The 24,121-nt window shown below is 66.1% G+C and carries 34 protein-coding genes and 1 tRNA gene; 13 read left to right on the top strand and 22 right to left on the bottom strand.

Annotation, left to right across the window (positions count from 1 at the left end; all coding sequences use genetic code 11):
- Positions 1 to 17 precede the first annotated feature (17 nt).
- On the top strand, positions 18 to 989 hold the full coding sequence (locus tag G4Z14_RS10810; protein WP_164625562.1) for an aldose epimerase family protein: 972 nt from the start codon (positions 18 to 20) through the stop codon (positions 987 to 989).
- Between the two features lie 30 nt (positions 990 to 1,019).
- On the opposite strand, the gene G4Z14_RS10805 is transcribed toward G4Z14_RS10810, so the two are convergent.
- Positions 1,020 to 1,211 (bottom strand): hypothetical protein, encoded by a 192-nt coding sequence (locus tag G4Z14_RS10805; protein WP_164625561.1) that lies wholly within the window; start codon positions 1,209 to 1,211, stop codon positions 1,020 to 1,022.
- Positions 1,212 to 1,310: 99 nt separating this feature from the next.
- Between G4Z14_RS10805 and G4Z14_RS10800 the strand changes: the two genes are divergently transcribed.
- Positions 1,311 to 2,087: a cation transporter gene (locus G4Z14_RS10800; protein ID WP_164625559.1), complete on the top strand. Its 777-nt coding sequence runs from the start codon at positions 1,311 to 1,313 to the stop codon at positions 2,085 to 2,087.
- A 48-nt stretch (positions 2,088 to 2,135) separates the two neighbouring features.
- Here the strand turns inward: G4Z14_RS10800 and G4Z14_RS10795 are convergent, their stop codons facing one another.
- The 10 genes from G4Z14_RS10795 to G4Z14_RS10750 form a co-directional block, all read right to left on the bottom strand.
- Entirely contained in the window at positions 2,136 to 2,912 is a 777-nt protein-coding gene (locus tag G4Z14_RS10795) for a succinate dehydrogenase iron-sulfur subunit (RefSeq protein ID WP_164625556.1), read from the bottom strand.
- 77 nt (positions 2,913 to 2,989) lie between these two features.
- A complete protein-coding gene (locus tag G4Z14_RS10790; protein WP_164625554.1) occupies positions 2,990 to 3,292 on the bottom strand; it encodes a hypothetical protein in 303 nt (100 codons plus the stop codon).
- A 4-nt stretch (positions 3,293 to 3,296) separates the two neighbouring features.
- Entirely contained in the window at positions 3,297 to 3,614 is a 318-nt protein-coding gene (locus G4Z14_RS10785; protein WP_164625552.1) for a hypothetical protein, read from the bottom strand.
- Positions 3,614 to 5,419, bottom strand: a complete 1,806-nt coding sequence (gene sdhA, locus G4Z14_RS10780; RefSeq protein WP_164625550.1) for a succinate dehydrogenase flavoprotein subunit — start codon at positions 5,417 to 5,419, stop codon at positions 3,614 to 3,616. The genes G4Z14_RS10785 and sdhA overlap by 1 nt, the downstream gene beginning before the upstream one ends.
- A 10-nt stretch (positions 5,420 to 5,429) precedes the next feature.
- Positions 5,430 to 5,801, bottom strand: coding sequence for a succinate dehydrogenase, hydrophobic membrane anchor protein (gene sdhD / locus G4Z14_RS10775; RefSeq protein ID WP_164625548.1), 372 nt, complete (start codon positions 5,799 to 5,801; stop codon positions 5,430 to 5,432).
- A 10-nt stretch (positions 5,802 to 5,811) separates the two neighbouring features.
- Positions 5,812 to 6,198, bottom strand: coding sequence for a succinate dehydrogenase, cytochrome b556 subunit (gene sdhC / locus G4Z14_RS10770; protein WP_164625546.1), 387 nt, complete (start codon positions 6,196 to 6,198; stop codon positions 5,812 to 5,814).
- Positions 6,199 to 6,402: 204 nt separating this feature from the next.
- Complete coding sequence (locus tag G4Z14_RS10765; RefSeq protein WP_164625544.1) at positions 6,403 to 7,434, bottom strand: MaoC family dehydratase; 1,032 nt, start codon at positions 7,432 to 7,434, stop codon at positions 6,403 to 6,405.
- An 87-nt stretch (positions 7,435 to 7,521) separates the two neighbouring features.
- Entirely contained in the window at positions 7,522 to 7,725 is a 204-nt protein-coding gene (locus G4Z14_RS10760; RefSeq protein ID WP_164625542.1) for a DUF1737 domain-containing protein, read from the bottom strand.
- Positions 7,726 to 7,729: 4 nt separating this feature from the next.
- The gene (locus G4Z14_RS10755; RefSeq protein WP_164625540.1) at positions 7,730 to 8,272 is read right to left on the bottom strand and encodes an NnrU family protein; all 543 of its coding nucleotides are present in this window, start codon (positions 8,270 to 8,272) and stop codon (positions 7,730 to 7,732) included.
- A gap of 39 nt (positions 8,273 to 8,311) precedes the next feature.
- Entirely contained in the window at positions 8,312 to 9,175 is an 864-nt protein-coding gene (locus tag G4Z14_RS10750) for an HpcH/HpaI aldolase/citrate lyase family protein (protein ID WP_164625539.1), read from the bottom strand.
- Positions 9,176 to 9,332: 157 nt separating this feature from the next.
- Here G4Z14_RS10750 and G4Z14_RS10745 point away from each other — a divergent pair, with 157 nt between their 5' ends.
- Entirely contained in the window at positions 9,333 to 9,650 is a 318-nt protein-coding gene (locus G4Z14_RS10745; protein ID WP_164625537.1) for a hypothetical protein, read from the top strand.
- Between the two features lie 12 nt (positions 9,651 to 9,662).
- On the opposite strand, the gene G4Z14_RS10740 is transcribed toward G4Z14_RS10745, so the two are convergent.
- Entirely contained in the window at positions 9,663 to 10,403 is a 741-nt protein-coding gene (locus tag G4Z14_RS10740; protein WP_164625535.1) for a sulfite exporter TauE/SafE family protein, read from the bottom strand.
- A gap of 206 nt (positions 10,404 to 10,609) precedes the next feature.
- On the opposite strand from G4Z14_RS10740, the gene mdh reads away from it, so the two are divergent.
- Positions 10,610 to 11,572, top strand: coding sequence for a malate dehydrogenase (gene mdh / locus G4Z14_RS10735; RefSeq protein WP_164625533.1), 963 nt, complete (start codon positions 10,610 to 10,612; stop codon positions 11,570 to 11,572).
- 70 nt (positions 11,573 to 11,642) lie between these two features.
- Here mdh and G4Z14_RS10730 read toward each other — a convergent pair whose 3' ends face one another.
- The 3 genes from G4Z14_RS10730 to G4Z14_RS10720 form a co-directional block, all read right to left on the bottom strand.
- Positions 11,643 to 12,293, bottom strand: coding sequence for a trimeric intracellular cation channel family protein (locus tag G4Z14_RS10730; RefSeq protein ID WP_164625531.1), 651 nt, complete (start codon positions 12,291 to 12,293; stop codon positions 11,643 to 11,645).
- A 9-nt stretch (positions 12,294 to 12,302) separates the two neighbouring features.
- Positions 12,303 to 12,635 carry a DMT family transporter gene (locus G4Z14_RS10725; RefSeq protein WP_164625643.1) on the bottom strand — a complete coding sequence of 111 codons (333 nt, stop codon included), beginning with the start codon at positions 12,633 to 12,635 and terminating at the stop codon, positions 12,303 to 12,305.
- A gap of 158 nt (positions 12,636 to 12,793) precedes the next feature.
- A tRNA-Thr gene (locus tag G4Z14_RS10720) sits at positions 12,794 to 12,868 on the bottom strand.
- Positions 12,869 to 12,994: 126 nt separating this feature from the next.
- On the opposite strand from G4Z14_RS10720, the gene G4Z14_RS10715 reads away from it, so the two are divergent.
- From G4Z14_RS10715 to G4Z14_RS10705, 3 genes are read left to right on the top strand one after another with little or no spacing between them, the layout of a single operon-like run.
- Positions 12,995 to 13,174, top strand: coding sequence for a hypothetical protein (locus tag G4Z14_RS10715; protein WP_164625529.1), 180 nt, complete (start codon positions 12,995 to 12,997; stop codon positions 13,172 to 13,174).
- Positions 13,175 to 13,177: 3 nt separating this feature from the next.
- Positions 13,178 to 14,446, top strand: coding sequence for a UDP-N-acetylglucosamine 1-carboxyvinyltransferase (murA, locus tag G4Z14_RS10710; protein WP_164625527.1), 1,269 nt, complete (start codon positions 13,178 to 13,180; stop codon positions 14,444 to 14,446).
- The gene (locus G4Z14_RS10705; RefSeq protein ID WP_164625525.1) at positions 14,443 to 14,916 is read left to right on the top strand and encodes a DUF2948 family protein; all 474 of its coding nucleotides are present in this window, start codon (positions 14,443 to 14,445) and stop codon (positions 14,914 to 14,916) included. Before murA ends, G4Z14_RS10705 begins: the two co-directional genes overlap by 4 nt.
- Before the next feature lie 24 nt (positions 14,917 to 14,940).
- Here G4Z14_RS10705 and G4Z14_RS10700 read toward each other — a convergent pair whose 3' ends face one another.
- Genes G4Z14_RS10700 through G4Z14_RS10690 form a run of 3 tightly spaced genes read right to left on the bottom strand, consistent with a single transcriptional unit; the run spans position 14,941 to position 16,380 of the window.
- Positions 14,941 to 15,465, bottom strand: a complete 525-nt coding sequence (locus G4Z14_RS10700; protein ID WP_321573027.1) for a helix-turn-helix transcriptional regulator — start codon at positions 15,463 to 15,465, stop codon at positions 14,941 to 14,943.
- Positions 15,462 to 16,124, bottom strand: coding sequence for a cytochrome b/b6 domain-containing protein (locus G4Z14_RS10695; protein WP_164625523.1), 663 nt, complete (start codon positions 16,122 to 16,124; stop codon positions 15,462 to 15,464). The genes G4Z14_RS10700 and G4Z14_RS10695 overlap by 4 nt, the downstream gene beginning before the upstream one ends.
- Positions 16,117 to 16,380 (bottom strand): PepSY domain-containing protein, encoded by a 264-nt coding sequence (locus G4Z14_RS10690; RefSeq protein WP_164625522.1) that lies wholly within the window; start codon positions 16,378 to 16,380, stop codon positions 16,117 to 16,119. The genes G4Z14_RS10695 and G4Z14_RS10690 overlap by 8 nt, the downstream gene beginning before the upstream one ends.
- 183 nt (positions 16,381 to 16,563) lie before the next feature.
- Between G4Z14_RS10690 and rimO the strand changes: the two genes are divergently transcribed.
- Positions 16,564 to 17,952 carry a 30S ribosomal protein S12 methylthiotransferase RimO gene (gene rimO / locus G4Z14_RS10685; protein WP_164625520.1) on the top strand — a complete coding sequence of 463 codons (1,389 nt, stop codon included), beginning with the start codon at positions 16,564 to 16,566 and terminating at the stop codon, positions 17,950 to 17,952.
- A 3-nt stretch (positions 17,953 to 17,955) separates the two neighbouring features.
- Here rimO and G4Z14_RS10680 read toward each other — a convergent pair whose 3' ends face one another.
- From G4Z14_RS10680 to G4Z14_RS10670, 3 genes are read right to left on the bottom strand one after another with little or no spacing between them, the layout of a single operon-like run.
- Positions 17,956 to 18,246, bottom strand: coding sequence for a type II toxin-antitoxin system RelE/ParE family toxin (locus G4Z14_RS10680; RefSeq protein WP_164625519.1), 291 nt, complete (start codon positions 18,244 to 18,246; stop codon positions 17,956 to 17,958).
- Positions 18,243 to 18,488: a type II toxin-antitoxin system ParD family antitoxin gene (locus tag G4Z14_RS10675; RefSeq protein WP_164625517.1), complete on the bottom strand. Its 246-nt coding sequence runs from the start codon at positions 18,486 to 18,488 to the stop codon at positions 18,243 to 18,245. The genes G4Z14_RS10680 and G4Z14_RS10675 overlap by 4 nt, the downstream gene beginning before the upstream one ends.
- Positions 18,489 to 18,544: 56 nt before the next feature.
- A complete protein-coding gene (locus G4Z14_RS10670; protein WP_164625515.1) occupies positions 18,545 to 18,787 on the bottom strand; it encodes an accessory factor UbiK family protein in 243 nt (80 codons plus the stop codon).
- A gap of 117 nt (positions 18,788 to 18,904) precedes the next feature.
- Here G4Z14_RS10670 and lgt point away from each other — a divergent pair, with 117 nt between their 5' ends.
- The 4 genes from lgt to G4Z14_RS10650 all read left to right on the top strand — a co-directional run bounded on the left by lgt (position 18,905) and on the right by G4Z14_RS10650 (position 22,002).
- The gene (gene lgt, locus G4Z14_RS10665; RefSeq protein WP_164625513.1) at positions 18,905 to 19,780 is read left to right on the top strand and encodes a prolipoprotein diacylglyceryl transferase; all 876 of its coding nucleotides are present in this window, start codon (positions 18,905 to 18,907) and stop codon (positions 19,778 to 19,780) included.
- A complete protein-coding gene (locus G4Z14_RS10660) occupies positions 19,777 to 20,844 on the top strand; it encodes a class I SAM-dependent methyltransferase (protein ID WP_164625511.1) in 1,068 nt (355 codons plus the stop codon). Before lgt ends, G4Z14_RS10660 begins: the two co-directional genes overlap by 4 nt.
- A complete protein-coding gene (pgeF, locus tag G4Z14_RS10655) occupies positions 20,844 to 21,593 on the top strand; it encodes a peptidoglycan editing factor PgeF (protein ID WP_227751653.1) in 750 nt (249 codons plus the stop codon). Before G4Z14_RS10660 ends, pgeF begins: the two co-directional genes overlap by 1 nt.
- 259 nt (positions 21,594 to 21,852) lie before the next feature.
- The gene (locus G4Z14_RS10650) at positions 21,853 to 22,002 is read left to right on the top strand and encodes a hypothetical protein (protein ID WP_164625509.1); all 150 of its coding nucleotides are present in this window, start codon (positions 21,853 to 21,855) and stop codon (positions 22,000 to 22,002) included.
- Between the two features lie 412 nt (positions 22,003 to 22,414).
- On the opposite strand, the gene G4Z14_RS10645 is transcribed toward G4Z14_RS10650, so the two are convergent.
- Positions 22,415 to 22,915, bottom strand: a complete 501-nt coding sequence (locus tag G4Z14_RS10645; RefSeq protein ID WP_164625507.1) for an Lrp/AsnC family transcriptional regulator — start codon at positions 22,913 to 22,915, stop codon at positions 22,415 to 22,417.
- Between the two features lie 172 nt (positions 22,916 to 23,087).
- Between G4Z14_RS10645 and trxB the strand changes: the two genes are divergently transcribed.
- Complete coding sequence (gene trxB / locus G4Z14_RS10640) at positions 23,088 to 24,026, top strand: thioredoxin-disulfide reductase (RefSeq protein ID WP_164625505.1); 939 nt, start codon at positions 23,088 to 23,090, stop codon at positions 24,024 to 24,026.
- Positions 24,027 to 24,121: the final 95 nt, after the last annotated feature.

Here is a 24,121-nt window from a genome sequence, read left to right as displayed (position 1 = left end):
CGAAACCGGAGGCGGGCATGGCGCGGATTGAACATTTCGGAACCACGGCGGACGGGCGCGAGGTGCGGAAGATCACCCTTGCCCGCGGCGGGCTGACGGTCTGCCTGCTGACATGGGGCGCGGTGCTGCAATCGGTGCGGCTGGCCGGGGTGGCGCATGACCTGACGCTCGGCTCTGACCGGCTGGCGGATTACGAGGGCGAGATGGGCTATCACGGCGTGCTGATCGCACCGGTCGCCAACCGCATCGCCGCGGCCCGCGCGGTGATCGACGGGCGGGAATATCGGTTCGAACCGAATGACAGCGGCGCGACACTGCATTCGGGGGCCACTGGAGCGCATCGCCAGATCTGGGATCTTGTGGAAGCCACGGAAAGCCGCGCCACCCTTGGGCTGAACCTGCCTGACGGTCTGGGCGGATTTCCCGGCAACCGCCGGGCCGAAGCGCGGTTTTCGCTGGGAGATTCTGTCTTGCGGCTGGAAATCCGCGGCACGAGCGACGCCGAAACCCTGTGGAACGCCACCAACCACAGCTATTGGACGCTGGACGGCGGCGGCGATTTCACCGGCCACAGCCTGCAAATCGCGGCCGACCACTGGCTGCCGACCACTGCCGCGGCTCTGCCCACCGGCGAGATTGCGCCGGTTCAGGGCAGCGCGATGGATTTCCGCGAACCGCGCTTGCTGACACCCGGACGCCCGGCGCTGGACCACAATTTCTGCCTGTCTCGCGGGCAGATTGCCTTGCGTGAGGTGCTTCACCTGCAAGGGACATCCGGTTTGCGGCTGAGCGTGGCCACCACGGAACCCGGCGTGCAGGTCTATGACGCCCGCGGAGCGCGGCGGCCCGGACGCGGCAACTATGAGGGTCTTGCCCTTGAAACCCAGGGCTGGCCGGATGCGCCCTCGCAGCCGGGCTTTCCCTCGATCGCCTTGCGGCCGGGCGAGACGCGGGAGCAGATCACCGAATGGCGCTTTGCGCGGCCGTGACACGGTGCGGCACCTGACCTCGGGGTAGCCTCAGTTCCGAAGGCGCAGGCAATCGCGGGGCGCGACGTCGCCCGTCTGCACCGCGCCGCAGGCGGCGCAGCGCCACTGTCCCGCCGCGCGCTCCTGTCGCCACCGGCACACCCGCGTCAGCGTGGAATTCCGACGCGACAGCCAGAGGTAAAGAAAGACGGCCGCCACCAGAAGCGGCAAGAGAAGGAACATCGCAGACAGCCTGCTTGTGCGGATCGGCCGCAGCGCTAGCATGTCCGGCGCGGCTTGACCATCGCGGCGCGGGCTGCAGGATCGGGTCAGGAGGCCGGGATGACGGAACAGCGCTTTACGGTGTCGGGCATGGATTGCGGCTCTTGCCTTGCCAAGCTCGAGGCGGCGGCGCAGTCGGTTGCGGGCGTGACTGCGGCGCGCGCTTCACTGGTCACGGGCGAGTTGGTAGTGACCGGACGTTTCGACACCGCGGCCTTGGTGCAAGCCATCACCGCAACTGGCCATGGCATCGCCCCGCCCACCGTAAGTCCGGAGCGGGGCTATCGGCGAATGCTCGCGCTGGTGGTGGTGCTGAACCTTGGCTATGGCGCAGTCGAGACGTTGGCAGGCTTTCTGGCGGGCTCGCAGGCCCTTCTGGCCGATGCTCTGGATTTCTGGGGTGATGGGCTGATTTCCGGCCTTGCGCTGCTGGCGCTTGGCTGGAGCGCGGCAGCGCGGGCGCGGGTGGCCCTTGCGCAGGGTGTCTTTCTGGCCGTCATGGGCCTTGGCGTCCTTGCCATGACGCTGCGCGAGTTCGCCGCCGCGCGGCCACCGGATGAGGCGATCATGGGCTGGGCCGGGGCAGGAGCGCTGGCGGTGAACCTGATCTGCGCCGCGCTTTTGATGCGCCATCGCAGCGGGGATGCCTCGGCGCGGGCGGTCTGGCTGTTTTCGCGCAATGACGCGCTATCGAACCTTGCCGTCGTGCTCGCGGCCGGGCTGGTCGCCCTGACCGGCAGCGCCCTGCCCGACCTTCTGACCGCACTGGCGATTGCGGGGCTGTTCCTGTGGTCGGGCCGGATCATCCTGCGCGACGCATTGGCCGAATTGCGCTGAAACGCAAAGGCCCCGCGGAAGCGGGGCCTTGCTCCGGATGCCGGGGTCTTACACCACCCGGTCGACCATCATCTTCTTGATCTCGGCAATCGCCTTGGCCGGGTTCAGCCCCTTCGGGCAGGTCTTGGCGCAGTTCATGATGGTGTGGCAGCGATAGAGCTTGAAGGGGTCTTCAAGGTTGTCCAGCCGCTCGCCCGTCGCCTCGTCGCGCGAGTCGATGATCCAGCGATAGGCATGCAAAAGCGCCGCCGGCCCAAGGTATTTGTCGCTGTTCCACCAGTAGGACGGGCAGGAGGTGCTGCACGAGGCGCACATCACGCATTCATAAAGCCCGTCCAGCTTCTTGCGGTCCTCGATCGACTGGCGCCATTCCTTGGCCGGTCGGTTGGTCTTGGTTTCCAGCCACGGCATGATCGAGGCATGCTGGGCGTAGAAATGCGTCAGGTCGGGGATCAGGTCCTTGATGACCGGCATATGCGGCAGCGGGTAGATCTTCACGTCGCCCTTGATCTCGTCCAGCCCATAGATGCAGGCCAGCGTGTTGATGCCGTCGATGTTCATCGCACAGGACCCGCAGATCCCCTCGCGGCAGGAGCGGCGGAAGGTCAGCGTCGGGTCGATCTCGTTCTTGATCTTGATGAGCGCGTCCAGAACCATCGGGCCGCACTTGTCCATGTCGATGAAATAGGTGTCGACCGCAGGGTTCTTGCCGTCATCGGGGTTCCAGCGGTAGATCTGGAACTTCCGCACATTCTTTCCCTCGGGTTTCGGCCAGGTCTTGCCGGTGACCACCTTGGAATTCTTGGGAAGCGTGAACTGGACCATGGGCTTTCCTTCGTCAGATCGTGACCGGGCGCGGGCCGCGGGGCAGAATGGCTATGGTGGGGGCAAGGCGGGCCATCTCAGCCCACCCATCCCGGTTGGTCGGCAAGCGGGCGGCTCGGGAATTGGCCCGAGCGCGCCTTGACGCAGGCGTCGAAGACCTGGCCCGGATCGCGGCCCAGAAGAAAATCGGTCGAGATCGTCACGTCGAGCGCGCCCACCGGCTTGCCGGCCGAGCCGACGCCCAGGGCCAGCTCGCCGCGCGGATGCAGCGCCTCGTTGGCCTTCTCGACGCAGAGCCGCTCGGCCTCCTGCACCGGCACGGGTCCGCAGGCCGCGAGGGGCGGCAGCGCAACCAGAGCAAGGCAGAGGGCGCGGCGCATGGGCTTATCCCCCCAGACCGGCAATGCCCGCCGCCGCAAGGCACGAGGCCGGGCCGGGCTCGGCGGCGATGCGCAGGACATTGGCCACAGTGCGGCTGCCGGCGCCGACGCCGACATCCTGTGCGAGCGCCTTCACATCCTCGGCGCTGGCATTGTCGACGATGCAGCGGGTCGCGGTTTCCGCCTGCCCGCCGGGCAAATAGTCGGCCACAACCGGGCGCACCACCGTATCGGCGGCGCGGCGGCCCACCTTGTCGGCCACCTGAGCCGGGTCACAGGCGGCAAGGGCAAAGACCATCAGCAAGGGACCCGCGGCGCGCATCAGAATTTCCGCTCCGCCGGCGCGATCTTCTTCAGGGAAATCCCGCCCTCGGCCTCGGTGGTCAGCGGCTCGGTCTTCACCGGGCGGTAGGTCAGCGTCACCTTGTTGCCGTCGACATGCGCGAGCGAGTGCTTGCGCCATGTCTTGTCGTCGCGCGCCGGGTGGTCTTCGTGGGCATGGGCGCCGCGGCTTTCGGTGCGGGCATGCGCGCCATAGATCGTGGCCAGCGCGTTCGGCATCAGGTTGGTCAGTTCCAGCGTTTCCATCAGGTCGCTGTTCCAGACCAGCGACCGGTCAGTGACCTTCAGATCGCCCAACTTGCCGGCAATCGCCGTCATCTTCTTTTCGCCCTCGGCCAGCACCTTGTCGGTGCGGAACACGGCGGCATCCGACTGCATGGTGCGCTGCATTTCCAGCCGCAGATCGGCGGTCGGGATCGCGCCCTTGGCATGGCGCAGATCGTCGAACCGGCCAAGCGCGCGGTCAACCTCGGGCTTGTTGGTCGCCGGCATCGCCGAGGCCCGGTCCACCACCTGCCCGGCCCGAATGGCCGCCGCCCGGCCGAAGACCACGAGGTCAATCAGCGAGTTCGACCCCAGCCGGTTCGCGCCATGCACGCTGGCACAGCCCGCCTCGCCCACGGCCATCAGGCCGGGGAAGACCGCATCGGGGTTTTCGGCGGTGGGGTTCAGCACCTCGCCGTAGTAGTTCGTCGGAATGCCGCCCATGTTGTAATGCACGGTCGGCAGCACCGGGATCGGCTCCTTGGTCAGATCGACCCCGGCGAAGATGCGGGCCGATTCCGAAATGCCGGGCAGGCGCAGGTCGAGCGTCTCTTTCGGCAGGTGGTTCAGGTGCAGGTGGATATGGTCGCCATGCTCGCCCACACCGCGGCCTTCGCGAATCTCCAGCGTCATGCAGCGGGACACATAGTCGCGCGGCGCCAAGTCCTTGTAATGCGGCGCATAGCGCTCCATGAAGCGCTCGCCGTTCGAGTTGGTCAGATAGCCGCCCTCGCCGCGCGCGCCTTCGGTGATCAGGCAGCCCGAGCCATAGATCCCGGTCGGGTGGAACTGCACGAATTCCATGTCCTGCAGGGGCAGGCCGGCGCGGGCCACCATGCCGCCACCGTCGCCGGTGCAGGTATGGGCCGAGGTGGCGCTGAAATAGGCCCGGCCATAGCCGCCGGTCGCCAGCACCGTCATCTTGGCGTTGAAGACATGGATCGTGCCATCGTCCAGCTTCCAGCACACCACGCCGGTGCAGCGCCCGTCGGTGATGATGAGATCAAGCGCGAAATATTCGATGAAGAATTCGGCGTTGTTCTTCAGGCTCTGGCCATAAAGCGTGTGCAGGATGGCGTGGCCGGTGCGGTCGGCGGCGGCGCAGGTGCGCTGCACCGGCGGGCCTTCGCCGAATTCGGTGGTGTGGCCGCCGAAGGGGCGCTGGTAGATCTTGCCCTCTTCGGTGCGGCTGAACGGCACGCCGTAATGGTCCAGCTCGTAAACCGCCTTCGGCGCCTCGCGCGCAAGGTATTCCATCGCGTCGGTATCGCCCAGCCAGTCCGACCCCTTGACGGTGTCATACATGTGCCACTGCCAGCTGTCCGGCCCCATGTTGCCAAGCGAAGCGGCAATCCCGCCCTGCGCGGCGACCGTATGTGAGCGGGTCGGGAACACCTTGGTCACGCAGGCGGTGCGCAGGCCCTGTTCGGCCATGCCAAGGGTCGCCCGCAGGCCCGCGCCGCCGGCACCGACCACCACCACGTCGTAATCATGGGTCTCGTAAGTATAGGCTTGCGTCATGTCAGAAACCTCAGATCGCGATCTTCAGCAGGGCGAACAGCCCGGTGGCGACGATCACGGCGGACAGGGAATAGGCGAAGATGATCGCCATCTTGCGGGCAGTGCCCTTGGCGTAATCCTCGATCATCATGGTGGCGCCCATGGCAAAATGGCGCATGCCGACGATCAGGACCAGCGCGGTCAGGATGGCGGGGAACGGCCGGGCGAAGATTGCCACGACCTGCTCCTGGCTTTGCCCCAAGGCCGAGCCGAAGATGTAGAGCCAGGTCGGCACCAGGAAGGCCAGCGCCACGGCGCTGACGGTCATGTGCCAGTGATGTTCGGTCCCGGTGTGGGAGGCGCCCTTGCCCTCGGCGCGCTTGCGGGCGGTCAGGTAACGCATGGTCTGCCCCTCACTGAACCAGAAGAATGGTGATCGCGGTCAGCACGACCGAGCCGATGATGCAGGCCCAGCCCAGCTTTTCGGCGGTGGGAATGTCCAGCCCCTTGCCCGCGTCATAGTAAAGGTGCCGAAGCCCGGCGAGGTAGTGATACCACACCGCCCAGGCCGAGCCGGTGAACACCAGATCGCCGAACCATGAGGTTGCCACCGCATTGGCCGTGGCGAAATATTCGGGCGAGGTCGCCGCCGCCAGAAGCCACCAGACCGCCAGCGCGATGCCGACGATCAGCGCATTGCCGGTGATCCGGGTCAGGATCGAGGTCACGGCGGTCAGCTGGATACGATAGATCTGCAGATGGGGAGAAAGGGGCCGCTCGACCCGTTTGACGTCTGCCATGTCATGTCCCTTGTTCGCTGGCTGGCGGGCTGAGCGGCCCGGCCAAAGCTGTCTTTTCACTTCAATAACGCGAAAAATCGCGCTGTCACCATAAACGGTGGGCAAAGGGCAGGTTGTTGCCGCTATCACCCCGAATTTTCCGCATTTGTGATCACACTTTTTTTCAGCGTGATCACAAATATCACTACCCTGCCCCGCCGCCCCTCAGATCGGCATCAAGGCCCAGTAGTCCAGATCCAGCAGCACCTCGGGCGCATATTTGCCATCCTCACCCTTCAGGGCAAAGGGCGCCGCGCCCTGCTTGACCGCCACCAGCCGCAGCCGGATCGCCCCGACGCCGGGGGCCGCGGTTTCCGCCTTGTCCAGCACCTCGGACCAGGCCTTCACCGTATCGCCCGAGAAACAGGGGTTGGCATGGGCGCCGCCGTTCAGCGCCACGATCATCTGGGCATTGGCCAGCCCGTTGAAGCTGAGCGCGCGCGCCATCGAGATCACATGGCCGCCATAGATCAGCCGCTTGCCATCCTCGCGGAAGGTGGCGTCGAAATGCACCTTGGCGGTGTTCTGCCAGAGCCGCGTGGCCAGCATATGCTCGGCCTCCTCGATGGTCACGCCATCGACATGGTCGATCTTCTCGCCCACCGCATAGTCGCCCCAGCGGTGCGGCTCTCCGGCCAGAGTGAAATCGTAGCCCGAGAAATCCACGCCCTCGGGGATCACCAGATCGGCGGCCGGCACGACCTTTTGCAGGTCGGGCACCACCGCGTCGGGGCTGGGTGCATCGGCGCGGTTCTTGCGCACCATCACCCAGCGGACATATTCCAGCACCACTTCACCGCGCTGGTTGATGCCGCGGGTGCGGACATAGACATTGCCCGACTTGCCGTTCGAGTTCTCCTTCAGCCCGATCACGGTCGATTCCGAGCGCAGGCTGTCGCCGGGCCAGACCGGAGCCAGCCAGCGCCCCTCGGCATAGCCAAGGTTCGCCACCGCGTTCAGGCTGATGTCGGGCACGGTCTTGCCAAAGACCACGTGGAAGGCAATCAGGTCATCGACCGGGCTTTGCGGCAGGCCGCAGGCGCGGGCGAACTCGTCCGAGGAATAAAGCGCGCCGCGGGCCGGATAAAGCGCATGATAAAGCGCCCGCTCGCCGCCCGAGACGGTGCGCGGCACAGCGTGGCGGATCACCTCGCCGATGCGGTAATCTTCGAAAAAGCGGCCCGGATTGGTTTTCATCGGTCTATGTTCCTGCATTGGTGGGTGGGATCACCCACCCTACCGGGACGGGTGCAGGGTGGGTGGTTTCCACCCACCGTCCCCGGTTCATTGTGCGCCCAGCTTCACCTCCGGGGTGTAGTCCCCCGGCACCTCTTTCACCACGGCCTGCCCGCAGCGCATCACGCCTTTGGCCGCGTCAAAGGCATAGGTCGGGGGGCCGTGCAGCTCCCATCCCTTGTTCAGCGCCGCCGTGACCTTGTGGCAAAAGGCGGAGGTGTCGTCGTCAGACAAAAAGCGGTAAAGTTTCATGGTCTTATCCGAAGGTTGGGTAGCCAAGGGCATAGTGGGCGCCGACGATGCCGCCATAGACGATTACCGTTCCGGCCAGCGCCATCACCTCGAACTTCGCCGGCTTGGCGGCGGGCGGAACCCAAGGCCCGGCTCGGTTGATGAGCGCCATCTCCACGAGCGCCCAAAGCCCGATGCCGCCGAACAGCACGAAGGACGGCACATCGCCGTTTACCAGCAGATGCCCCGCCGCCCACAGCACCGCGCCCCAGAGCATCGGGTGCCGCAGCTTGCGCGCCAGCGCCGTCTTCATGCCCGAAGCGGCGAAGAAATAGACTGAGACCAGCATCACCAGATTGTTGATCCCCGCCAGCATCGGCGTGCGTCCCCAGAAGAAAGCGCCCTCCGCCGAGCGATAGCCGATCACCATCAGCACAACGCCCAGAGCCAGCGCCAGCGCGATCGACGCCTTGGCGCGGTCGCCCCAGCTTGCCCGCAGCTCCGGGGCGAGGCGTTTCAGCAGGTGCGCCCCGGCCCAGAGGGCAAGGCCCAGGATAAGAAGGATCATGGACGGTCTCCCAAGATGTGAATCCGCTTCACACTTGCATCAATCCGCCATGGCCGCAATCGCCTCGGCCTTGGCGATCAGCACCTCGGCGGTGACGATGTGCAGGTTTTCCACGATCTTGCCGTCGACCACCGCCACGCCCTGCCCCGCCGCCTTGGCGGCGAAGAAGGCGTCGATCTGGCGGCGGGCCAGCTCCAGCTCGGCCTGCGAGGGGGCAAAGGCGGCGTTGGCAATCGCCAGCTGCGCCGGATGGATCAGCGTCTTGCCGTCAAAGCCCATGTCGCGGCCCTGCTCGCATTCGGCTTTCAGCCCCGCTTCGTCCTTGAAGGCGTTGAACACGCCATCCACGATCACCCGGCTATGCGCCCGCGCGGCCAGAAGGCACAGGCCCAGCCCGGCCTGCAGTGCCAGACGGTCGGGGCGGAAGCGGCTGCCCAGTTCCTTGGCCAGGTCGTTGGTGCCCATCACCATGCCCTTCAGGCGCGGATGGGCGGCAATCTCGGCGGCGTTCAGCATCCCCGCCGCCGTCTCCATCATTGCCCAGAGATCGGCGCCCGGCACCGCCTCGGCCACGGCGTCAAGATCGGCAGCGCGGTTCACCTTGGGGATCAGGATGGCGTCGATCTTCGCGCCGCGGGCAATCGCCTCGTCCATGGCATTGGCATCGGCGCGGCCCCATTCGGTGTCAAAGCCGTTGATCCGCACGATCCGCGCCCGGTTGCCGAAATCCCAGTCCGTCAGCACCCGCGCCAGCAGCGCGCGGGCGGCGGGCTTTTCCTCCGGTGCGACGGCGTCCTCGAGATCGAAGATGATCGCATCGGCGGCCAGCCCCATGACCTTTTCCAGCGCCCGCTCTTTCGAGCCGGGAATGTAAAGCACCGAACGGTAGGGGCGTGCCGACATGATTCTCTCCCGAGTAACAATCTTGCGCAAAAAGACACCTTTCAGGCATTTTCGGCAAGCCTGTTTTTGCTGCATCGCAGAAAAACCGGCGCGCGGCGTTAACCACCCCGTCACCATTCGGGCGCAGCCTTGTCGCATGTGACCTTGGGGGGTCCCGATGGACAAGACGCTTTTTGCACTGTCGCTGGGCTTTGGCGGGCTGATCCTTGCCACCCGTGCCGCCGAAGCGGCGCAATGCGCCCCGCGCGATCAGGTGGTGGCGGGGCTGGCCACCCGCTTTGCCGAATCGCGCCGCGCTGCGGGGCTGACGGCCGACGCGAACGGGCGGGCACAGGTGCTGGAGATCTTCGCCTCCGAAGGCGGAAGCTGGACGCTGGTCGTCACCCTGCCTGATGGCACCGCCTGCCTTGTCGCCTCGGGCGAGGCCTGGCAGGAGATCACCGAGGAGCTTCCCGCCAAGGGCGATCCGGCCTAGGCGGGCGCCCGGTCAGGCCGACAGCCCGTCCCAGATCAGCTTCAGCGAGATGCCCAGAAGCGCCCAGGTGATGATCTGGAAGAACAGCTTTTCCGGCACGATCTTCACCAGTTTCACCCCGGCGAACACCGCCACGGCGGCGGCGGGCATCAGCAGGACCGCCACTTTCAGATTGCCGGGCGAGAACTGGCCCAGCGCCCAATAGGGCACCAGCTTGATGCCGTTGAGATAGGCGAACAGAATGGTGTTTGTCCCGGCAAAGACCATCTTTTGTAGGCCAAGCGGCAGGACATAGACCTGAAACGGCGGTGCGCCGGAATGGCTGACGAAGCTGGTGAACCCCGTCACCGCACCCCAGAACAGCCCCGGCGCCACCTCGGCCTCGCGCCGGGCAACCTCACCGCGCCGCGTCAAGAGCCGCAGCGCGAACACCGCCCCGATCAGCCCGACGATCGTCGTCACCAGCCATTCCGGGGTAATGCTGGCCGTGGCCCAGCCAAGCCCCACCCCGACCGTCACCCCGACCATCAGGATCGCCAGCACCCGCCGGTCGAAGGCATGGCGATAGGCGTAAAGCCCGAACATGTCCGACAGCACATAGACCGGTAGCAGAAGCCCCGCCGCGGTGACCGGCGAGATCGCCAGCGACAGGACCGGCACCCCCAGCATGCCCACCACCGGCATGCCGCCCTTGCCCATGCCCACCAGCGCCGCAGCGGCAATCGCACAAGTCCAGAACAGAACGCCGTCCATGCCTCTTCCCCCTGCCGCGCGAATCCCCCATGATGCCGCGCAATGCTGATCCGACGGGAAAAAGCTCCCGGCGGCGGTCAGGCCGAACGGTTAGCGCAATCATGCGCCCCCGGCCAGCCCCCGCCTTTGCCGCAGCGCGGCGGGCTTGCTTTTCCCCCGCGCCGCGTTTAGCATACCGTTGTATACCAAACCCGGAGACCGGACTAATGGCACGACCCAAGATCGCGCTGATCGGCGCAGGCCAGATCGGTGGCACGCTCGCTCACCTCGCCGCCCTCAAGGAACTGGGGGACATCGTCCTCTTCGACATCGCCGAGGGCACGCCGCAGGGCAAGGCGCTCGACATCGCGCAGTCCGGTCCGGTCGAAGGCTTTGACGCCTCGCTGAAGGGCGCCAACAGCTATGCCGACATCGCGGGCGCCGATGTCTGCATCGTGACCGCCGGCGTGCCGCGCAAGCCGGGGATGAGCCGCGACGACCTTCTGGGCATCAACCTGAAAGTCATGAAATCGGTCGGCGAGGGCATCAAGGCCCATGCCCCGAACGCCTTCGTGATCTGCATCACCAACCCGCTCGACGCGATGGTCTGGGCGCTGCAGCAGTTCTCGGGCCTGCCGGCGAACAAGGTCGTCGGCATGGCGGGCGTCCTCGACGCCGGCCGCTTCCGCCATTTCCTCTCGGTGGAGTTCAACGTCTCGATGAAGGACGTCACCGCCTTCGTGCTGGGCGGCCATGGCGACACCATGGTTCCGCTGACCCGCTATTCCACCGTTGCCGGCATCCCGCTGCCCGATCTGGTGCAGATGGGCTGGACCACGCAGGAAAAGCTGGACGCCATCGTGCAGCGCACCCGCGACGGCGGCGCCGAGATTGTCGGCCTCCTGAAAACCGGCTCGGCCTTCTATGCGCCCGCCGCTTCGGCCATCGAAATGGCGGAGGCCTATCTGAAGGACCAGAAGCGCCTCCTGCCCTGCGCCGCCTATGTCGACGGCGCCTATGGCCTGAACGGGATGTATGTCGGCGTCCCGACCATCCTTGGCGCCGGCGGCGTGGAGCGTGTGGTGGACATCAAGCTGAACAAGGACGAGCAGGCGATGATGGACAAGTCCATCGACGCGGTGAAGGGCCTTGTGGCGGCGTGCAAGGCGATTGACCCGTCGCTGGCGTGAGTCCGTAGGGTGAGGTTTCACCCCACCTTCAGTTCTGAAACGCGCGGTCCCTACCGGGGCCGCGCGTTTGTCATTTCACCCCGCCGCGCTCATCCGGCGCGCGGCCCGGCCTTGCCCGATAGACCGGCAGCGACCAGTTGAACCAGAGCGCGAGACCGCGGATGCCCGCCGCCGTCACCAGCCCCGCCGCCATCGCGCCCTCGCGCGGCAGGCCGACCGCAAGGCTGCCCAGAAACAGCGCCGCCCCCGCCGCCGAGGCGGAAACGTAAATGTCCCGGCGCAGCAGGATCGACGGCTCCTGCCCCAGCAAATCCCGCAGGATGCCGCCAAAGCTGGCAGTGATCACCCCCATCACCAGCGCCACCAAGGGGCCCGCCCCGGCATCCAGCCCCTTCGCCGCCCCGGCAATCGTCACCAGCGCCATCCCGAAGGCATCGAGATACAAGAGCAGCCGATAGCGCGACGACACCCGATGCGCCGAGAAATGCACCACCCCCGCCACCAGCAGACACAGCGCCACCGGGGTTGCGTCCTGCACCCAGAACACCGGCAGCCCCAGAAGCAGGTCGCGCAGCGTGCCGCCGCCAATGCCGGTAATCACCCCCAGCCACATGAAGCCCAGAATGTCCATCTCCTTGCGCGAGGCCACCAGCGCCCCGGTGGTGGCAAAGACCACCGCCGCGGCAAGGTCGAGCAATGACAGGATCGCCGCGAACTCCATCTGCCGCCCCTAGTGATTGACCGCGGTCGAGAACAGGTGAATCACCAGAACCCCCGCCAGAATCATCGACAGCCCCAGAAGCGCCGGCCCGTCCAGCGCCTGCCGCTGCCAGATCCAGGCGACGGCGGTGATCAGCACGATCCCCAGCCCCGACCAGATCGCATAAACGATGCCGGTGGGCAGATGCCGCAGCGGCACGGACAACAGCCAGAAAGCCCCGGCATAGCCGACCGCGGAAATCAGGCTGGGAACCGCCCGCGTAAAGCTTGCCGACCGCGCGAGCGCCGTGGTGGCAATCACCTCCAGCACGATGGCCGCAAGAAGAAACAGATAGGTCCGCAGCATGGTCTCTCCCCGTCCGCCCAAAGGCCGGCCCGCCAGAGACAAGCCAAGCCAAGCCAAGCCAAGCCAAGGCAAGCCAAGCCAAGCCAAGCCAAGCCAAGCCAAGCCAAGCCAAGCCATTGATCGCCAGTGTTTCTTGCAAAATCAAGGGGAAAGGATGGTGCTGCAAGAGAGGATTGAACTCTCGACCTCTCCCTTACCAAGGGAGTGCTCTACCACTGAGCTACTGCAGCGCCGGGGCGCTTCGGCTGGGCTTCCTGCCGGGCGTGGCGGGTGATTAGACGCAAATTCCGGGGCGCGCAAGAGGCTTTTCGCATCCCTTCTGGACGGTTTTTGCGCCCTGCGTTAAGGAGAGGGCCATGCAGGACAGCCCCGCCCCCCCGAAAGCCGGAAAACCGGCGGCCAAGCCCAAGGCCAAGGCGCCGGAAAGCCGCGAGGACCGGTTGAAGGCGGCGCTGAAGGCCAATATGGCGCGGCGCAAGGCGCAGGCAAAGGCGCGTGCCGTCGATGGCGCGGACAACGAACAAGAGGACGAGTAGGCGATGGATTCGATTCTGGTCAAAGGCAATGGCGCGCTGAACGGGGTGATTCCGATCGCCGGCGCCAAGAATGCCTGCCTGACGCTGATGCCGGCGACGCTGCTCAGCGACGAGCCCTTGACGCTGACCAATGCGCCGCGCCTGTCCGACATCCGCACCATGACCCAGCTTCTGGGCAGCCTTGGCGCCGAGGTGGCCAGTCTGCAGGACGGGCAGGTGCTGGCGATGTCGAGCCATGACATCACCAATCACACCGCCGACTATGACATCGTGCGCAAGATGCGGGCCTCGATCCTTGTGCTTGGCCCGATGCTGGCGCGCGATGGCCATGCCATTGTCTCGCTGCCCGGCGGCTGCGCCATTGGCGCACGGCCGGTCGACCTGCACCTGAAGGCGCTGGAGGCGATGGGGGCCGATCTCGACCTGCGCGAAGGCTATGTCCATGCCAAGGCCCCCGGCGGCCGGCTGAAGGGCGCAGTGGTGGAGTTTCCCTTCGTCTCGGTGGGGGCAACGGAAAACGCGCTGATGGCCGCCACTCTGGCCAAAGGCACCACGGTTCTGAAGAACGCCGCCCGCGAGCCGGAGATCGTCGATCTGGCGCAATGCCTGCACAAGATGGGGGCCGAGATCGAGGGCGAAGGCACCAGCACGATCACGGTTCAGGGCGTGGACCGGCTGCATGGCGCGACCCATCCGGTTGTCACCGACCGCATCGAACTGGGCACCTACATGCTGGTGCCGGCGATTGCCGGCGGCGAGGTGGAATGCCTGGGGGGGCGGCTGGATCTGGTCGGCGCCTTCGCCGAAAAGCTGGATGCGGCCGGGGTCGAGGTAACGGAAACCGCGCGCGGCCTGAAGGTCAAGCGCCGGGGCGAGCGGGTGCGGGCGGTGGATGTTGTCACCGAACCCTTCCCCGGCTTCCCGACCGATCTGCAGGCGCAGATGATGGCCATGCTCTGCACCGCCGAGGGCACCTCGGTTCTGGAGGAAAAGATCTTTGAAAACCGCTTCATGCATGCGCCGGAACTTTTGCGCATGGGGGCGAAGATCGACGTGCATGGCGGCCATGCCACCGTGACCGGCGTGTCCAGGCTGAAGGGCGCCCGGGTGATGGCCACCGACCTGCGCGCCTCGGTGTCGCTGATCCTCGCCGCGCTGGCGGCCGAGGGGGAAACCGTGGTCAGCCGCGTCTACCACCTTGACCGCGGCTATGAGCGGGTCGAGGAAAAGCTGCGCGCCTGCGGCGCCCTGATCGAGCGGATTGCCGGATGACCGACGCGCGCTTCGAAGACGGAGACGAAAGCCCCATCCGGCTTCTGGCACGGACGGCAGAGGACGTGTCGGTCATCGCGGCGCTGACGCAGGACGCGGTGTTTCCGATCACGGAAATGACCTGGGCCCGCCCGCGCCGCCGCTTTGCGCTGCTGCTGAACCGCTTTCGCTGGGAAGATCGCGAAACCGCGCTGCGCGAAAAGCGCCCCTATGAGCGGGTGCAATCGCTGCTGACGGTCGAGACGGTTACGGCGGTGCGGACGCAGGGCATCGACCGCGGCCAGAAGGACATGGTCCTGTCGCTTCTCGACCTGCGCTATGACGGCCCGCCCGACGGCCCCGGCCAGCTGACGCTGACCCTTGCCGGCGATGGGGCGATCGAGCTGACGGTCGAAGTGCCGGACGTCGCGCTGCGCGACACCACCCGTCCCTATCGCGCCGTGTCCGGCAAGGCCCCGGACCACGGCTGAGGCCCCTGCCCGGCGGTGTTGCCGTCAGCCGTGCTGCGGCTCTGTCTCCAGCCCTTCGCCCAGCAGGTCCTCGACAAACCAGGCGGCGAACTGCGCCCGCCCGGACACGCCCGCCTTGGCGTAGATGCGCGCCAGTTGCGCCCGCACTGTACCCGCCGCGCGCCCGCGCAATTCGGCGATTTCGGCGACATCTAGACCCTTCAGCGCCAGAAAGGCCACGTCGCGCTCGGCCGGGGTCAGGCCCCATGCCGTGAACTGCGCGGCAATCACATCGCCCAGCGCGCCGCGGGCCGAAGCCAGCGCCACATCCTGCGCCTTCATTTCCTCCAGCGTCTGGCGCAGCGCCAGCGCGCCAAGCCCGACGCCCAGCGCAAGGGCCAGCGCGACCAGCATTTCAAAGTAGAGGTGCGGGCCAACGTCGCCTTCCAGCACATCGGCGATGGCGTCACCGACAAAGAACACGGCGGCAAACATCTGAACCAGCAGGAACAGGGCCAGGGCGACGGGCCGCCGCCGCCCCGCCAGCAAGGAGGAGGCTTGCGCGGTCACCGGCGTCTCCGCCGCGGCACCAGCATCGGAGCCACCAGATTGCGCCGCATCACGCGGCTTTCCACTGCCACGCCCGCGACATGCAGCAAGGCCAGAAGCAGGATCAGATTGGCCGCCACCTCATGCACCTCTTCCAACGCCTCTCCGCCGGGGGACTCGTTTTCCTCCCCGTCCCCTCCTTCTTCCACAACCGCCGACCAATCACCAGCGGCGACAGCGGCTTCAAGCTCGGCCTGTTTCATCGGAGAGGCCCCGGTCATCAGGATGCCCGTGACTGTCAGCACCGCAAGACAGGCCCAAAGCGCATAGGCCATCATTGCGCCCGCGGGGTTGTGCGAGGGATAATGCGGCGCCTGCCCGCGGGCCAGACTGGCCAGATGGCGCAGCGCGGCCATGGGATTCGGCGAAAAGCTGGCAAAGCGCGCCTCCGCCGGGCCGACGAAGCCCCAGATCAGCCGCAGCGCCAGAAGGCCAAGCCCGATCCAGCCCAGCGCGATATGCACCGAGCTGCCCTCCTTGGTCAGCGCGTAGTTTCCAAGCACCACCCCGGCAACGCCCCAATGGGTCAGGCGCAGCAAGGGGTCCCAGCGCGGCAGGGTGGCTGTGGCCTGCCCCTTGGGGGACAGGCCAGCCGAAAGCCCGGAGCCGGACTCAGTCATCGGATTTCACCCCGGTCACGGCGCCGGTCTTCGGGTCGATGTAGATTTCCATCATCTTGCTGGTCGCCGCATCGGTGCATTTAGCCTCGATCTGGCCGTCTTCCGGCTCAAAGCTGGCAACCTTGCAGCCGGCGGCCTCCAGGGCGGCGGTGGCGGCTTCCGGCGTGGTGCCGACCACATCGCCAACGGCCGGAAGGGCCATGGCGGCAAAGGGGGCAAGCGTCAGGCCAAGCGCCAGGGCGAAAAGCGGTTTCATGGGATATCCTTTCGATCAGGGTTGCGGCGCGGCCACCCGGCCCGCCATGGCCCTGATCTGGACGGGTTTTCCGGCCTGCTCCATTGCCGTGGGGCTTAGCGCCGCAGCCATAAGCCCCCGCTTAGACAAGGATCGCCCGCGCCCCGTTTGCCCCCTCCCGCAGTTTCCGGTATACCCGGCCGCATGAGCCAGAACCCGCCGAACCTCCGCCCCGACCTTGCCCCGAAGCCGGTCTTCGACGCCCCCCGCCGCGAGGGCCAGCCGACCATCGGCATGGTTTCGCTCGGCTGTCCCAAGGCGCTGGTCGACAGCGAACGCATCCTGACGCGCCTGCGCGCCGAGGGTTATGCCATCTCGCCCGACTACAAGGGCGCCGATGCGGTGATCGTGAACACCTGCGGCTTTCTCGACAGCGCCAAGGCCGAAAGCCTTGAGGCCATCGGCGAGGCGCTGCGCGAGAACGGCCGCGTGCTGGTGACGGGCTGCCTTGGCGCCGAGCCGGAATATATCACCGGCGCGCATCCCAAGGTCATGGCCGTAACCGGCCCGCATCAGTACGAGGCCGTGCTGGATGCCGTCCACAAGGCCGTGCCGCCCGCGCCCGACCCGTTCATCGACCTTCTGCCGGCGACCGGGGTAAAGCTGACCCCGCGCCATTACAGCTATCTGAAGATTTCCGAAGGCTGCAATCACGCCTGCAAGTTCTGCATCATCCCCGACATGCGCGGCAAGCTGGTCTCCCGCCCCGCCCATGCCGTGCTGCGTGAGGCCGAAAAGCTGGTGGAAGCCGGTGTGCGCGAGCTTCTGGTGATTTCGCAGGACACCTCGGCCTATGGTGTGGACCGCAAGCATGACCTGTCGCCCTGGAAGGGCGGCGAGGTGCGTGCCCATGTCACCGATCTGGCGCGCGAATTGGGCCGGTTGGGTGACGATCTGTGGGTGCGCCTGCACTACGTCTATCCCTACCCGCATGTCCGCCAACTGGTGCCGCTGATGGCGGAAGGGCTGATCCTGCCCTATCTCGACATCCCCTTCCAGCATGCCCACCCCGAAACCCTGCGCCGCATGGCCCGCCCGGCGGCGGCGGCGAAAACGCTGGACGAAATCGCGGCGTGGCGGCGCGACTGCCCCGAGATCGTGCTGCGCTCCACCTTCATCGTCGGCTATCCCGGCGAGACCGAGGAAGAATTCCAGACCCTGCTCGACTGGATGGACGAGGCGCAACTCGACCGCGTCGGCTGCTTCCAGTATGAAAATGTCGCCGGCGCCCGGTCGAACGACCTGGCCGACCATGTGCCTGACGAAGTAAAGCAGGACCGTTGGGACCGCTTCATGGCAAAGGCGCAGGCGATTTCCGAGGCGAAGCTGGCGGCCAAGGTGGGCCAGACGATTCAGGTGATCGTCGACGAGGTCGACGCCGAAGGTGCCACCTGCCGCACCAAGGCCGACGCGCCGGAAATCGACGGCAACCTGTTCATCGACGAAGGGTTTGAGGGGCTGTCGGTCGGCGACATGGTGACGGTGACGGTGGAAGAAGCCGGGGAGTATGATCTCTGGGGCCGGCTGGCCTGATCTCTACCCCAGCCACCGCCCCGCATCGCGGCTTTGATGCAGAACGCGGATTACCACGATCCGATCGGGTTCGCGGCGAAACCAGATGACGTGCGAGCCGGAAACCTGCCGTCGCAGTCCTTGTTGAACATCATCGGCCGTCGCCCCCGGATGAAAGCCGTCCGCAAGCAGCATTGCACGATTGCGTATCTCGGTCACATAGTCAAAACCGCGCGCCAGACCCCATTGGGCAATCGAGTAGTCGAGAATGTCATCAAGATCGGCGGTCGCGTCGCTGGTGAACTCCAGCTTCAAACCGCGTGCTCCCGGCGTTTTTCCGCAAGCCATTCATCAATGTCGAACCCCTCGGCAATCCCGCTGGCCTCGCCCTTGGCAATCTCGGCCCGCAACTCGGCCAGTGCGGCCTCGCGTTCTTCCAGCAACCGCAACCCGGCACGCACGACCTCCGAGGCGCTGCCGTAGCGGCCCGAGGCCACCTGTTCGCTGAGAAAGCTGGTGAAATGCTCGCCCAAGGCGATCGAGGTGGTCTTGGTCATGGCAGGCCCCAATGTTACCAACAGATAGTAACACACAAGGCTGCCCGCGGCAAAACCTACTTCTTGCCCTCAAGCGCCGCGATCCGCGCCTCCAGCGCCGCGTTTTCTTCGCGGGCCTTCTGGGCCATCGCCTTCACCGCATCGAATTCCTCGCGGGTGACGAAATCGCGGTCGGCCATCCAGCGGTCGATGAAGCCCTTCATCGCGGTCTCCGCCTCGGTCTTGGCCCCCTGCGCCACGCCCATGGCGTTGGTCATCAGCTTGGACATGTCGTCGAAGAACTTGTTGCCGGGTTGCATCGGGGCCTCCATCACGTTTGGCCCTATATGGTCCGGACTGGCCCCCGGCACAAGGCCGGCCCGATTGACAACGCCCCGCCCCTGCCGGACAAGGCATCACCCCAACCGGCAGGCCCCATGTCCTACATCCCCTTCCCCGACATCTCGCCCGAGATCTTCACCATCGACATCGGCCCGGTCAGCTTTGCGCTGCGCTGGTATGCGCTGGCCTATATCGTCGGGCTGATCGCCGGCTGGAAGCTGATCGTGCGCATGGTTAAAACCCCGCGCCTGTGGCCCGGCGCGGCGCCGGCAAGCCCCGAGCAGATCGAGCGGCTGCTTACCTGGGTGATCCTCGGGGTCATCCTCGGCGGCCGGCTGGGCTATGTGCTGTTCTACGATCTTGCCGGTTTCGCCGCCGATCCGGCCCGCATCCTGCGGGTCTGGGAGGGCGGTATGTCCTTCCATGGCGGCTTTCTCGGCGTTGTCGTGGCGGGCCTCCTCTTTTGCCGCCGCGAGAAGATCGCCATGCTGCCGATGGCCGACCTGATGGCCGCGGTGGTGCCGATCGGGCTGTTCCTTGGCCGCGTCGCCAATTTCATCAACGCCGAGCTTTGGGGCCGGCCGACGACCCTGCCCTGGGGCGTGGCCTTCCCCGGCGAGGCGGCGCAGGCCTGCGCCACGGCCGCCATGCCTTGCATCCGCCATCCAAGCCAGCTTTACGAGGCGGGGCTGGAGGGGCTGCTGTTGATGGCGCTCTTCACCTATCTCATCTGGCGGCGCGGCTGGTTCCGCTGGCCCGGCGCCATTGCCGGGCTGTTCTTCGCCGGCTACGGGCTGGCGCGCTTTGCCGTCGAGTTCTTCCGCCAACCGGATGCGCAATTCGTCTCCGCAGAGAACCCGCTTGGCCTCTATCTGCAGTTGAACGGCTGGGGCCTGACGGCAGGGCAGCTCCTCAGCCTGCCGATGCTCGCCGCCGGGCTCTGGTTTCTCCTGCGGGCCAGACGTGGATGACGGCGCTGGCCGCGCTCCTTGTTGACCGCATCCGGCAGGACGGGCCGATGACGGTCGCCAGCTATATGGCCGAATGCCTGCTGCACCCCCTCCATGGCTATTACACCACGCGCCCGCCCTTTGGTGCCGAGGGGGATTTCGTCACCGCGCCCGAGATTTCCCAGATGTTCGGCGAGCTGATCGGCCTTTGCCTGGCGCAAAGCTGGCTGGATCAAGGCGCGCCTGCCCGCTTCACCCTGGCCGAGCTGGGCCCCGGTCGTGGCACTCTGATGGCCGATATCCTGCGTGCGACGCGCGGAGTGCCGGGTTTCCACGCCGCGATGCAGGTGATGTTGCACGAAGCCTCGCCCGCCCTGCGCGCGGTGCAGGCACGGGCTCTGGCGGACCATGCGCCGCGATGGGTCGCAGAGATCGACGATTTGCCGGACCAGCCGCTGTTCCTGATCGCCAACGAGTTTTTCGACGCCCTGCCGATCCATCAATTCGTCAATCTCGGCACCCGGTGGCACGAGCGGCTGATCGGAGTTCAGGACGGCAAGCTGGCCTTCGGCCTCTCGCCAGATCCCATCCCTGCGCCGGATCCCCGCTTCGCCAAGGATGGCGCAAACACCCTGGTCGAGCTTTGCCCGCTGGCGCAGCCCTACATGGCCGTCCTCAAGGACCGGCTGCGCCGTCACGGCGGCCTTGCCCTGATCGTCGATTATGGCGGCTGGCGGTCGAAGGGCGACACGTTGCAGGCCCTGAAGGACCACGCCTTCACCGATCCCCTGGCCGAACCCGGCCGCGCCGACCTGACGGCGCATGTCGATTTCGAAGCCCTGGCCCCGGGCTGGCCCGCGCAGCACTACACAACCCAAGGTTCCTTTCTGACTGCCCTTGGCATCGACGCCCGCGCCGCGCGGCTGGCACAAGCGCTGTCCGGCGTGGCGCTGGAAAATCACCGCGCCGCACATCGCCGCTTGACCGACGCCGCAGAAATGGGAAGCTTGTTCAAAGTGCTGGCCCTGACCGGGCCCGACGCCCCGCCCCCGCCCGGATTCGCTTCACCGTCGGAAATTGCCTGATGCTGGAAATCATCACTTCGGAGGCACTGGCGCCCCGCCATGGTTTCTTCACCCGCAAGGGGGGGGCCTCCTCGGGCATTTTCGCGGGCCTCAATTGCGGCACCGGCAGCAGCGATCTGGCCGAGATCGTGGCCATCAACCGCGCCCGCGTGGCCGATGCCATGGGGCTTGGGGTTGAAGCGCTGGTTTCGGTGCATCAGGTGCATTCGCCGGATGTAGCCACCGTTTCCGCGCCCTTTTCCAGCGCGCCGCGCGCCGATGCCATGGTGACGGCGACCCCCGGTCTCGGGCTGGCGGTGTTGACGGCCGATTGCCAGCCGGTGCTGTTTGCCGATGCCGGGGCAGGCGTGATCGGCGCGGCGCATGCCGGCTGGAAGGGGGCGCAGGCCGGCGTGCTGGAAGCGACCCTCGACGCGATGGAGGCCTTGGGCGCGCGCCGGGCGGCCATCTCTGCCGTGATCGGGCCGTGCATCAGCCAGATCGCCTATGAGGTCGGCCAGGAGTTCTTCGAGACCTTCACCGACGACGCGCCCGAGACCCGGCGCTTCTTCATCAACGGCAATGGCGCGCGTTATCTCTTTGACCTGCCTTCCTATGGCCTGTGGCGACTGAACGAAGCCGGCGTGGGCCGGGCGGAATGGACGCGGCATTGCACCTATCGCGACCCCGAGCGATTCTATTCCTACCGGCGCACCACCCATGCGGGCCAGGCAGATTACGGACGCCTGATCTCGGTGATCCGGCTCTGATCCGGGCGGGCGTTGGGCGCATCTCGCCCAAGGATTGCCGCAAATCCGGAAACAATTGCACGCGATTGTTTCCGGATTCCCATAAAAAAACCGGATTTCAAAGGGTTGGCCGCAAGACCGCTCCGCCACAATTGCCCCGGTCTTTGCCACGAATTTTCCGACAATGCTGGCGACAAGGCCAAATCCTTGCCGCAAATCACAGGGAAACTCCGTCAAGGTCACAAGGACCAAGCAAGCGCAGCCCGGAAGGATGAACACCATGAAGAAAGACCGCCGCTGGATGAAAGCCATCATCGCCGCCTCGACTGAGGTGCAGGTCTCGCTTCCCTGGGCGCGTGGCACCCGCCGGCGTCCGGCCGCAATGAAGGCCGCCCCGAAGGCGGGAACCCGCGCGGTGGCGGCCAGCTGACCACGACCAAAGCATTTCACCGGGGGCCGGGGCGCAAGCTCCGGCCCTTTTTCATGGCCTGCCCGGCAACGACACCAAAGGTTGATTCGGTCAGGCGGCGCACCCGCGCCCGGGGATTGTTCTGTGGCCTGCAAACAATCCCGGCCCCTTGGCCGTGATCGCAGCGCATCCCGGACCTATCGCCCGGAAATTTTGACAGCGCCTCAGCCTTGGGCCAGTTTCCCGCTCAGCAGATGTCCCTCTGTGCAACAGGCGGTGACGGGAAATGTAAGACCTGCATGGCAGCCCGTGATTGCCCCGGTCCGGCCGGAAACGGCCGCCTCGGGATTTTAAATGGTCAAGGCCGCCCCGATGCTCCTCTGGCATCGACAAGGGGCGGCCTTCTGCATGTCAGGGTCAGGTTGCACCCGCGTCAGGCATTCCTTGCCAGCCGCGCCTCCAGCACGTCAAAGGGCAGACCCGGTTCATCCTTGGCGCAGCGGATCACCAGACTGGTTTTCACATTGGCCACGTTCTCGGCCTTCAGCAGCTCTTCGGTCAGGAAGTTCTGGAAGGAGGACAGGTCGGGCGAGACACATTTCAGGATGAAGTCGATCTCGCCGTTCAGCATGTGGCATTCGCGGACCAAGGGCCAGGCGCGGCAGCGGGCCTCGAAGGTGGACAGGTCTGCCTCGGCCTGGCTCGACAGGCGCACCATGGCAAAGACCGCCACCTCGAATCCCAGTTCGCGGGCGTTCACCTCGGCATGGTAGCCCTTGATGTAGCCCTCCTCCTCCAGCGTGCGCACCCGGCGCAGGCAGGGTGGGGCCGAGATGCCGACGCGGCTTGCCAGCTCGACGTTCGTCATCCGACCATCGGCCTGCAATTCCGCAAGGATATGGCGGTCGATCGGATCGAGCTTGGAGGTGGCCATTCTTGTCTCCCATTTTGACCGCTTATTAGGCTCATGGCCGGGCGGGCGCAATAATATTTCGCGGACGCGCAATTTTTCGTAATGAGCCGGCCCGCACCGGGGGTTTCCCGCCCCAAATCCCTTGCCTATATGAGAGGCGACGCCGAATCCGGCGCAGATTCTGGGGGACGACATGGGCGAGACGCGCCACACCAAGGTTCTGATCATCGGCTCCGGCCCGGCGGGCTATACCGCGGCGGTCTATTCGGCCCGCGCCATGCTGAACCCCATTCTGGTGCAGGGCCTGCAACCCGGCGGGCAGTTGACGATCACCACCGAGGTGGAAAACTGGCCGGGCGAAAAGCACATCCAGGGTCCCGACCTGATGGTCAACATGCAGGCCCATGCCGAGGCGATGGGGGCCGAGGTAATCTCGGATTACATCACCTCGCTTGACCTGCAAAACCGCCCCTTCACCGCGCAGGCGGATAGCGGCACCACCTACACCGCCGATGCGGTGATCCTTGCCACCGGCGCGCAGGCGAAATGGCTGGGCCTGCCGTCCGAGGAAAAGTTCAAGGGCTTTGGGGTTTCGGCCTGCGCCACCTGCGACGGCTTCTTCTATCGCGGCAAGGAAGTGGTGGTGATCGGCGGCGGCAATACGGCCGTGGAAGAGGCGCTGTTCCTGACCAATTTCGCCTCGAAGGTGACCTTGATCCACCGCCGCGACAGCTTCCGCGCCGAGAAGATCCTGCAGGACCGGCTGTTCAAGCATCCCAAGATCGAAGTGGTCTGGAATTCCGAAGTGACCGAGGTTCTGGGCACCGAGGCGCCGCTTGGCGTAACCGCCGTCCGGGCGCGCAACCTGCAGACCGGCGCCACCACCGACATTCCTTGCGCCGGCTTCTTCGTGGCCATCGGCCATGCGCCGGCGTCCGAGCTGGTGAAGGACCAGCTGGAACTGCACTCGGGCGGCTATGTGAAGGTGGAAGCCGGTTCCACCCGCACCGCCATTCCCGGCGTCTTTGCCGCGGGCGATCTGACCGACCATATCTATCGCCAGGCGGTCACCTCGGCCGGCATGGGCTGCATGGCGGCGCTCGACGCCGAGCGTTGGCTGGCCGGACATTGAAGAACCTTGTCATTCCCTCCGGGCCTTCGGGGGAATGACATTCCCGCCGCGTCGCATTGCGCGGCATTTCCGCCCTATTTCCGAAGAAAACCCCA

The sequence above is a fragment of the Tabrizicola oligotrophica genome (genome assembly GCF_011008935.1).
Taxonomy (GTDB): Bacteria; Pseudomonadota; Alphaproteobacteria; order Rhodobacterales; family Rhodobacteraceae; genus Tabrizicola_A; species Tabrizicola_A oligotrophica.
The sequence above is the reverse complement of the archived record's forward strand: the minus strand, read 5'-3'. Positions and strand labels throughout refer to the sequence as shown.

Excerpts from the sequence above, each read along its gene's own strand:
- G4Z14_RS10765 (WP_164625544.1), bottom strand. The coding sequence starts at position 7,434 with ATGAAAACCAATCCGGGCCGCTTTTTCGAAGATTACCGCATCGGCGAG.
- G4Z14_RS10695 (WP_164625523.1), bottom strand. The coding sequence starts at position 16,124 with ATGACTGAGTCCGGCTCCGGGCTTTCGGCTGGCCTGTCCCCCAAGGGG.
- murA (WP_164625527.1), top strand. The coding sequence starts at position 13,178 with ATGGATTCGATTCTGGTCAAAGGCAATGGCGCGCTGAACGGGGTGATT.
- G4Z14_RS10650 (WP_164625509.1), top strand. The coding sequence starts at position 21,853 with ATGAAGAAAGACCGCCGCTGGATGAAAGCCATCATCGCCGCCTCGACT.
- G4Z14_RS10760 (WP_164625542.1), bottom strand. The coding sequence starts at position 7,725 with ATGAAACTTTACCGCTTTTTGTCTGACGACGACACCTCCGCCTTTTGC.
- sdhC (WP_164625546.1), bottom strand. The coding sequence starts at position 6,198 with ATGGCAGACGTCAAACGGGTCGAGCGGCCCCTTTCTCCCCATCTGCAG.
- trxB (WP_164625505.1), top strand. The coding sequence starts at position 23,088 with ATGGGCGAGACGCGCCACACCAAGGTTCTGATCATCGGCTCCGGCCCG.
- G4Z14_RS10730 (WP_164625531.1), bottom strand. The coding sequence starts at position 12,293 with ATGGAGTTCGCGGCGATCCTGTCATTGCTCGACCTTGCCGCGGCGGTG.
- G4Z14_RS10790 (WP_164625554.1), bottom strand. The coding sequence starts at position 3,292 with ATGCGCCGCGCCCTCTGCCTTGCTCTGGTTGCGCTGCCGCCCCTCGCG.
- pgeF (WP_227751653.1), top strand. The coding sequence starts at position 20,844 with ATGCTGGAAATCATCACTTCGGAGGCACTGGCGCCCCGCCATGGTTTC.
- G4Z14_RS10785 (WP_164625552.1), bottom strand. The coding sequence starts at position 3,614 with ATGCGCGCCGCGGGTCCCTTGCTGATGGTCTTTGCCCTTGCCGCCTGT.
- G4Z14_RS10675 (WP_164625517.1), bottom strand. The coding sequence starts at position 18,488 with ATGACCAAGACCACCTCGATCGCCTTGGGCGAGCATTTCACCAGCTTT.
- G4Z14_RS10755 (WP_164625540.1), bottom strand. The coding sequence starts at position 8,272 with ATGATCCTTCTTATCCTGGGCCTTGCCCTCTGGGCCGGGGCGCACCTG.
- lgt (WP_164625513.1), top strand. The coding sequence starts at position 18,905 with ATGTCCTACATCCCCTTCCCCGACATCTCGCCCGAGATCTTCACCATC.
- mdh (WP_164625533.1), top strand. The coding sequence starts at position 10,610 with ATGGCACGACCCAAGATCGCGCTGATCGGCGCAGGCCAGATCGGTGGC.
- G4Z14_RS10715 (WP_164625529.1), top strand. The coding sequence starts at position 12,995 with ATGCAGGACAGCCCCGCCCCCCCGAAAGCCGGAAAACCGGCGGCCAAG.
- sdhD (WP_164625548.1), bottom strand. The coding sequence starts at position 5,801 with ATGCGTTACCTGACCGCCCGCAAGCGCGCCGAGGGCAAGGGCGCCTCC.
- sdhA (WP_164625550.1), bottom strand. The coding sequence starts at position 5,419 with ATGACGCAAGCCTATACTTACGAGACCCATGATTACGACGTGGTGGTG.
- G4Z14_RS10805 (WP_164625561.1), bottom strand. The coding sequence starts at position 1,211 with ATGTTCCTTCTCTTGCCGCTTCTGGTGGCGGCCGTCTTTCTTTACCTC.
- G4Z14_RS10660 (WP_164625511.1), top strand. The coding sequence starts at position 19,777 with ATGACGGCGCTGGCCGCGCTCCTTGTTGACCGCATCCGGCAGGACGGG.
- G4Z14_RS10705 (WP_164625525.1), top strand. The coding sequence starts at position 14,443 with ATGACCGACGCGCGCTTCGAAGACGGAGACGAAAGCCCCATCCGGCTT.
- G4Z14_RS10670 (WP_164625515.1), bottom strand. The coding sequence starts at position 18,787 with ATGCAACCCGGCAACAAGTTCTTCGACGACATGTCCAAGCTGATGACC.
- G4Z14_RS10800 (WP_164625559.1), top strand. The coding sequence starts at position 1,311 with ATGACGGAACAGCGCTTTACGGTGTCGGGCATGGATTGCGGCTCTTGC.
- G4Z14_RS10810 (WP_164625562.1), top strand. The coding sequence starts at position 18 with ATGGCGCGGATTGAACATTTCGGAACCACGGCGGACGGGCGCGAGGTG.
- G4Z14_RS10795 (WP_164625556.1), bottom strand. The coding sequence starts at position 2,912 with ATGGTCCAGTTCACGCTTCCCAAGAATTCCAAGGTGGTCACCGGCAAG.
- G4Z14_RS10750 (WP_164625539.1), bottom strand. The coding sequence starts at position 9,175 with ATGTCGGCACGCCCCTACCGTTCGGTGCTTTACATTCCCGGCTCGAAA.
- G4Z14_RS10690 (WP_164625522.1), bottom strand. The coding sequence starts at position 16,380 with ATGAAACCGCTTTTCGCCCTGGCGCTTGGCCTGACGCTTGCCCCCTTT.
- G4Z14_RS10645 (WP_164625507.1), bottom strand. The coding sequence starts at position 22,915 with ATGGCCACCTCCAAGCTCGATCCGATCGACCGCCATATCCTTGCGGAA.
- G4Z14_RS10745 (WP_164625537.1), top strand. The coding sequence starts at position 9,333 with ATGGACAAGACGCTTTTTGCACTGTCGCTGGGCTTTGGCGGGCTGATC.
- G4Z14_RS10740 (WP_164625535.1), bottom strand. The coding sequence starts at position 10,403 with ATGGACGGCGTTCTGTTCTGGACTTGTGCGATTGCCGCTGCGGCGCTG.
- rimO (WP_164625520.1), top strand. The coding sequence starts at position 16,564 with ATGAGCCAGAACCCGCCGAACCTCCGCCCCGACCTTGCCCCGAAGCCG.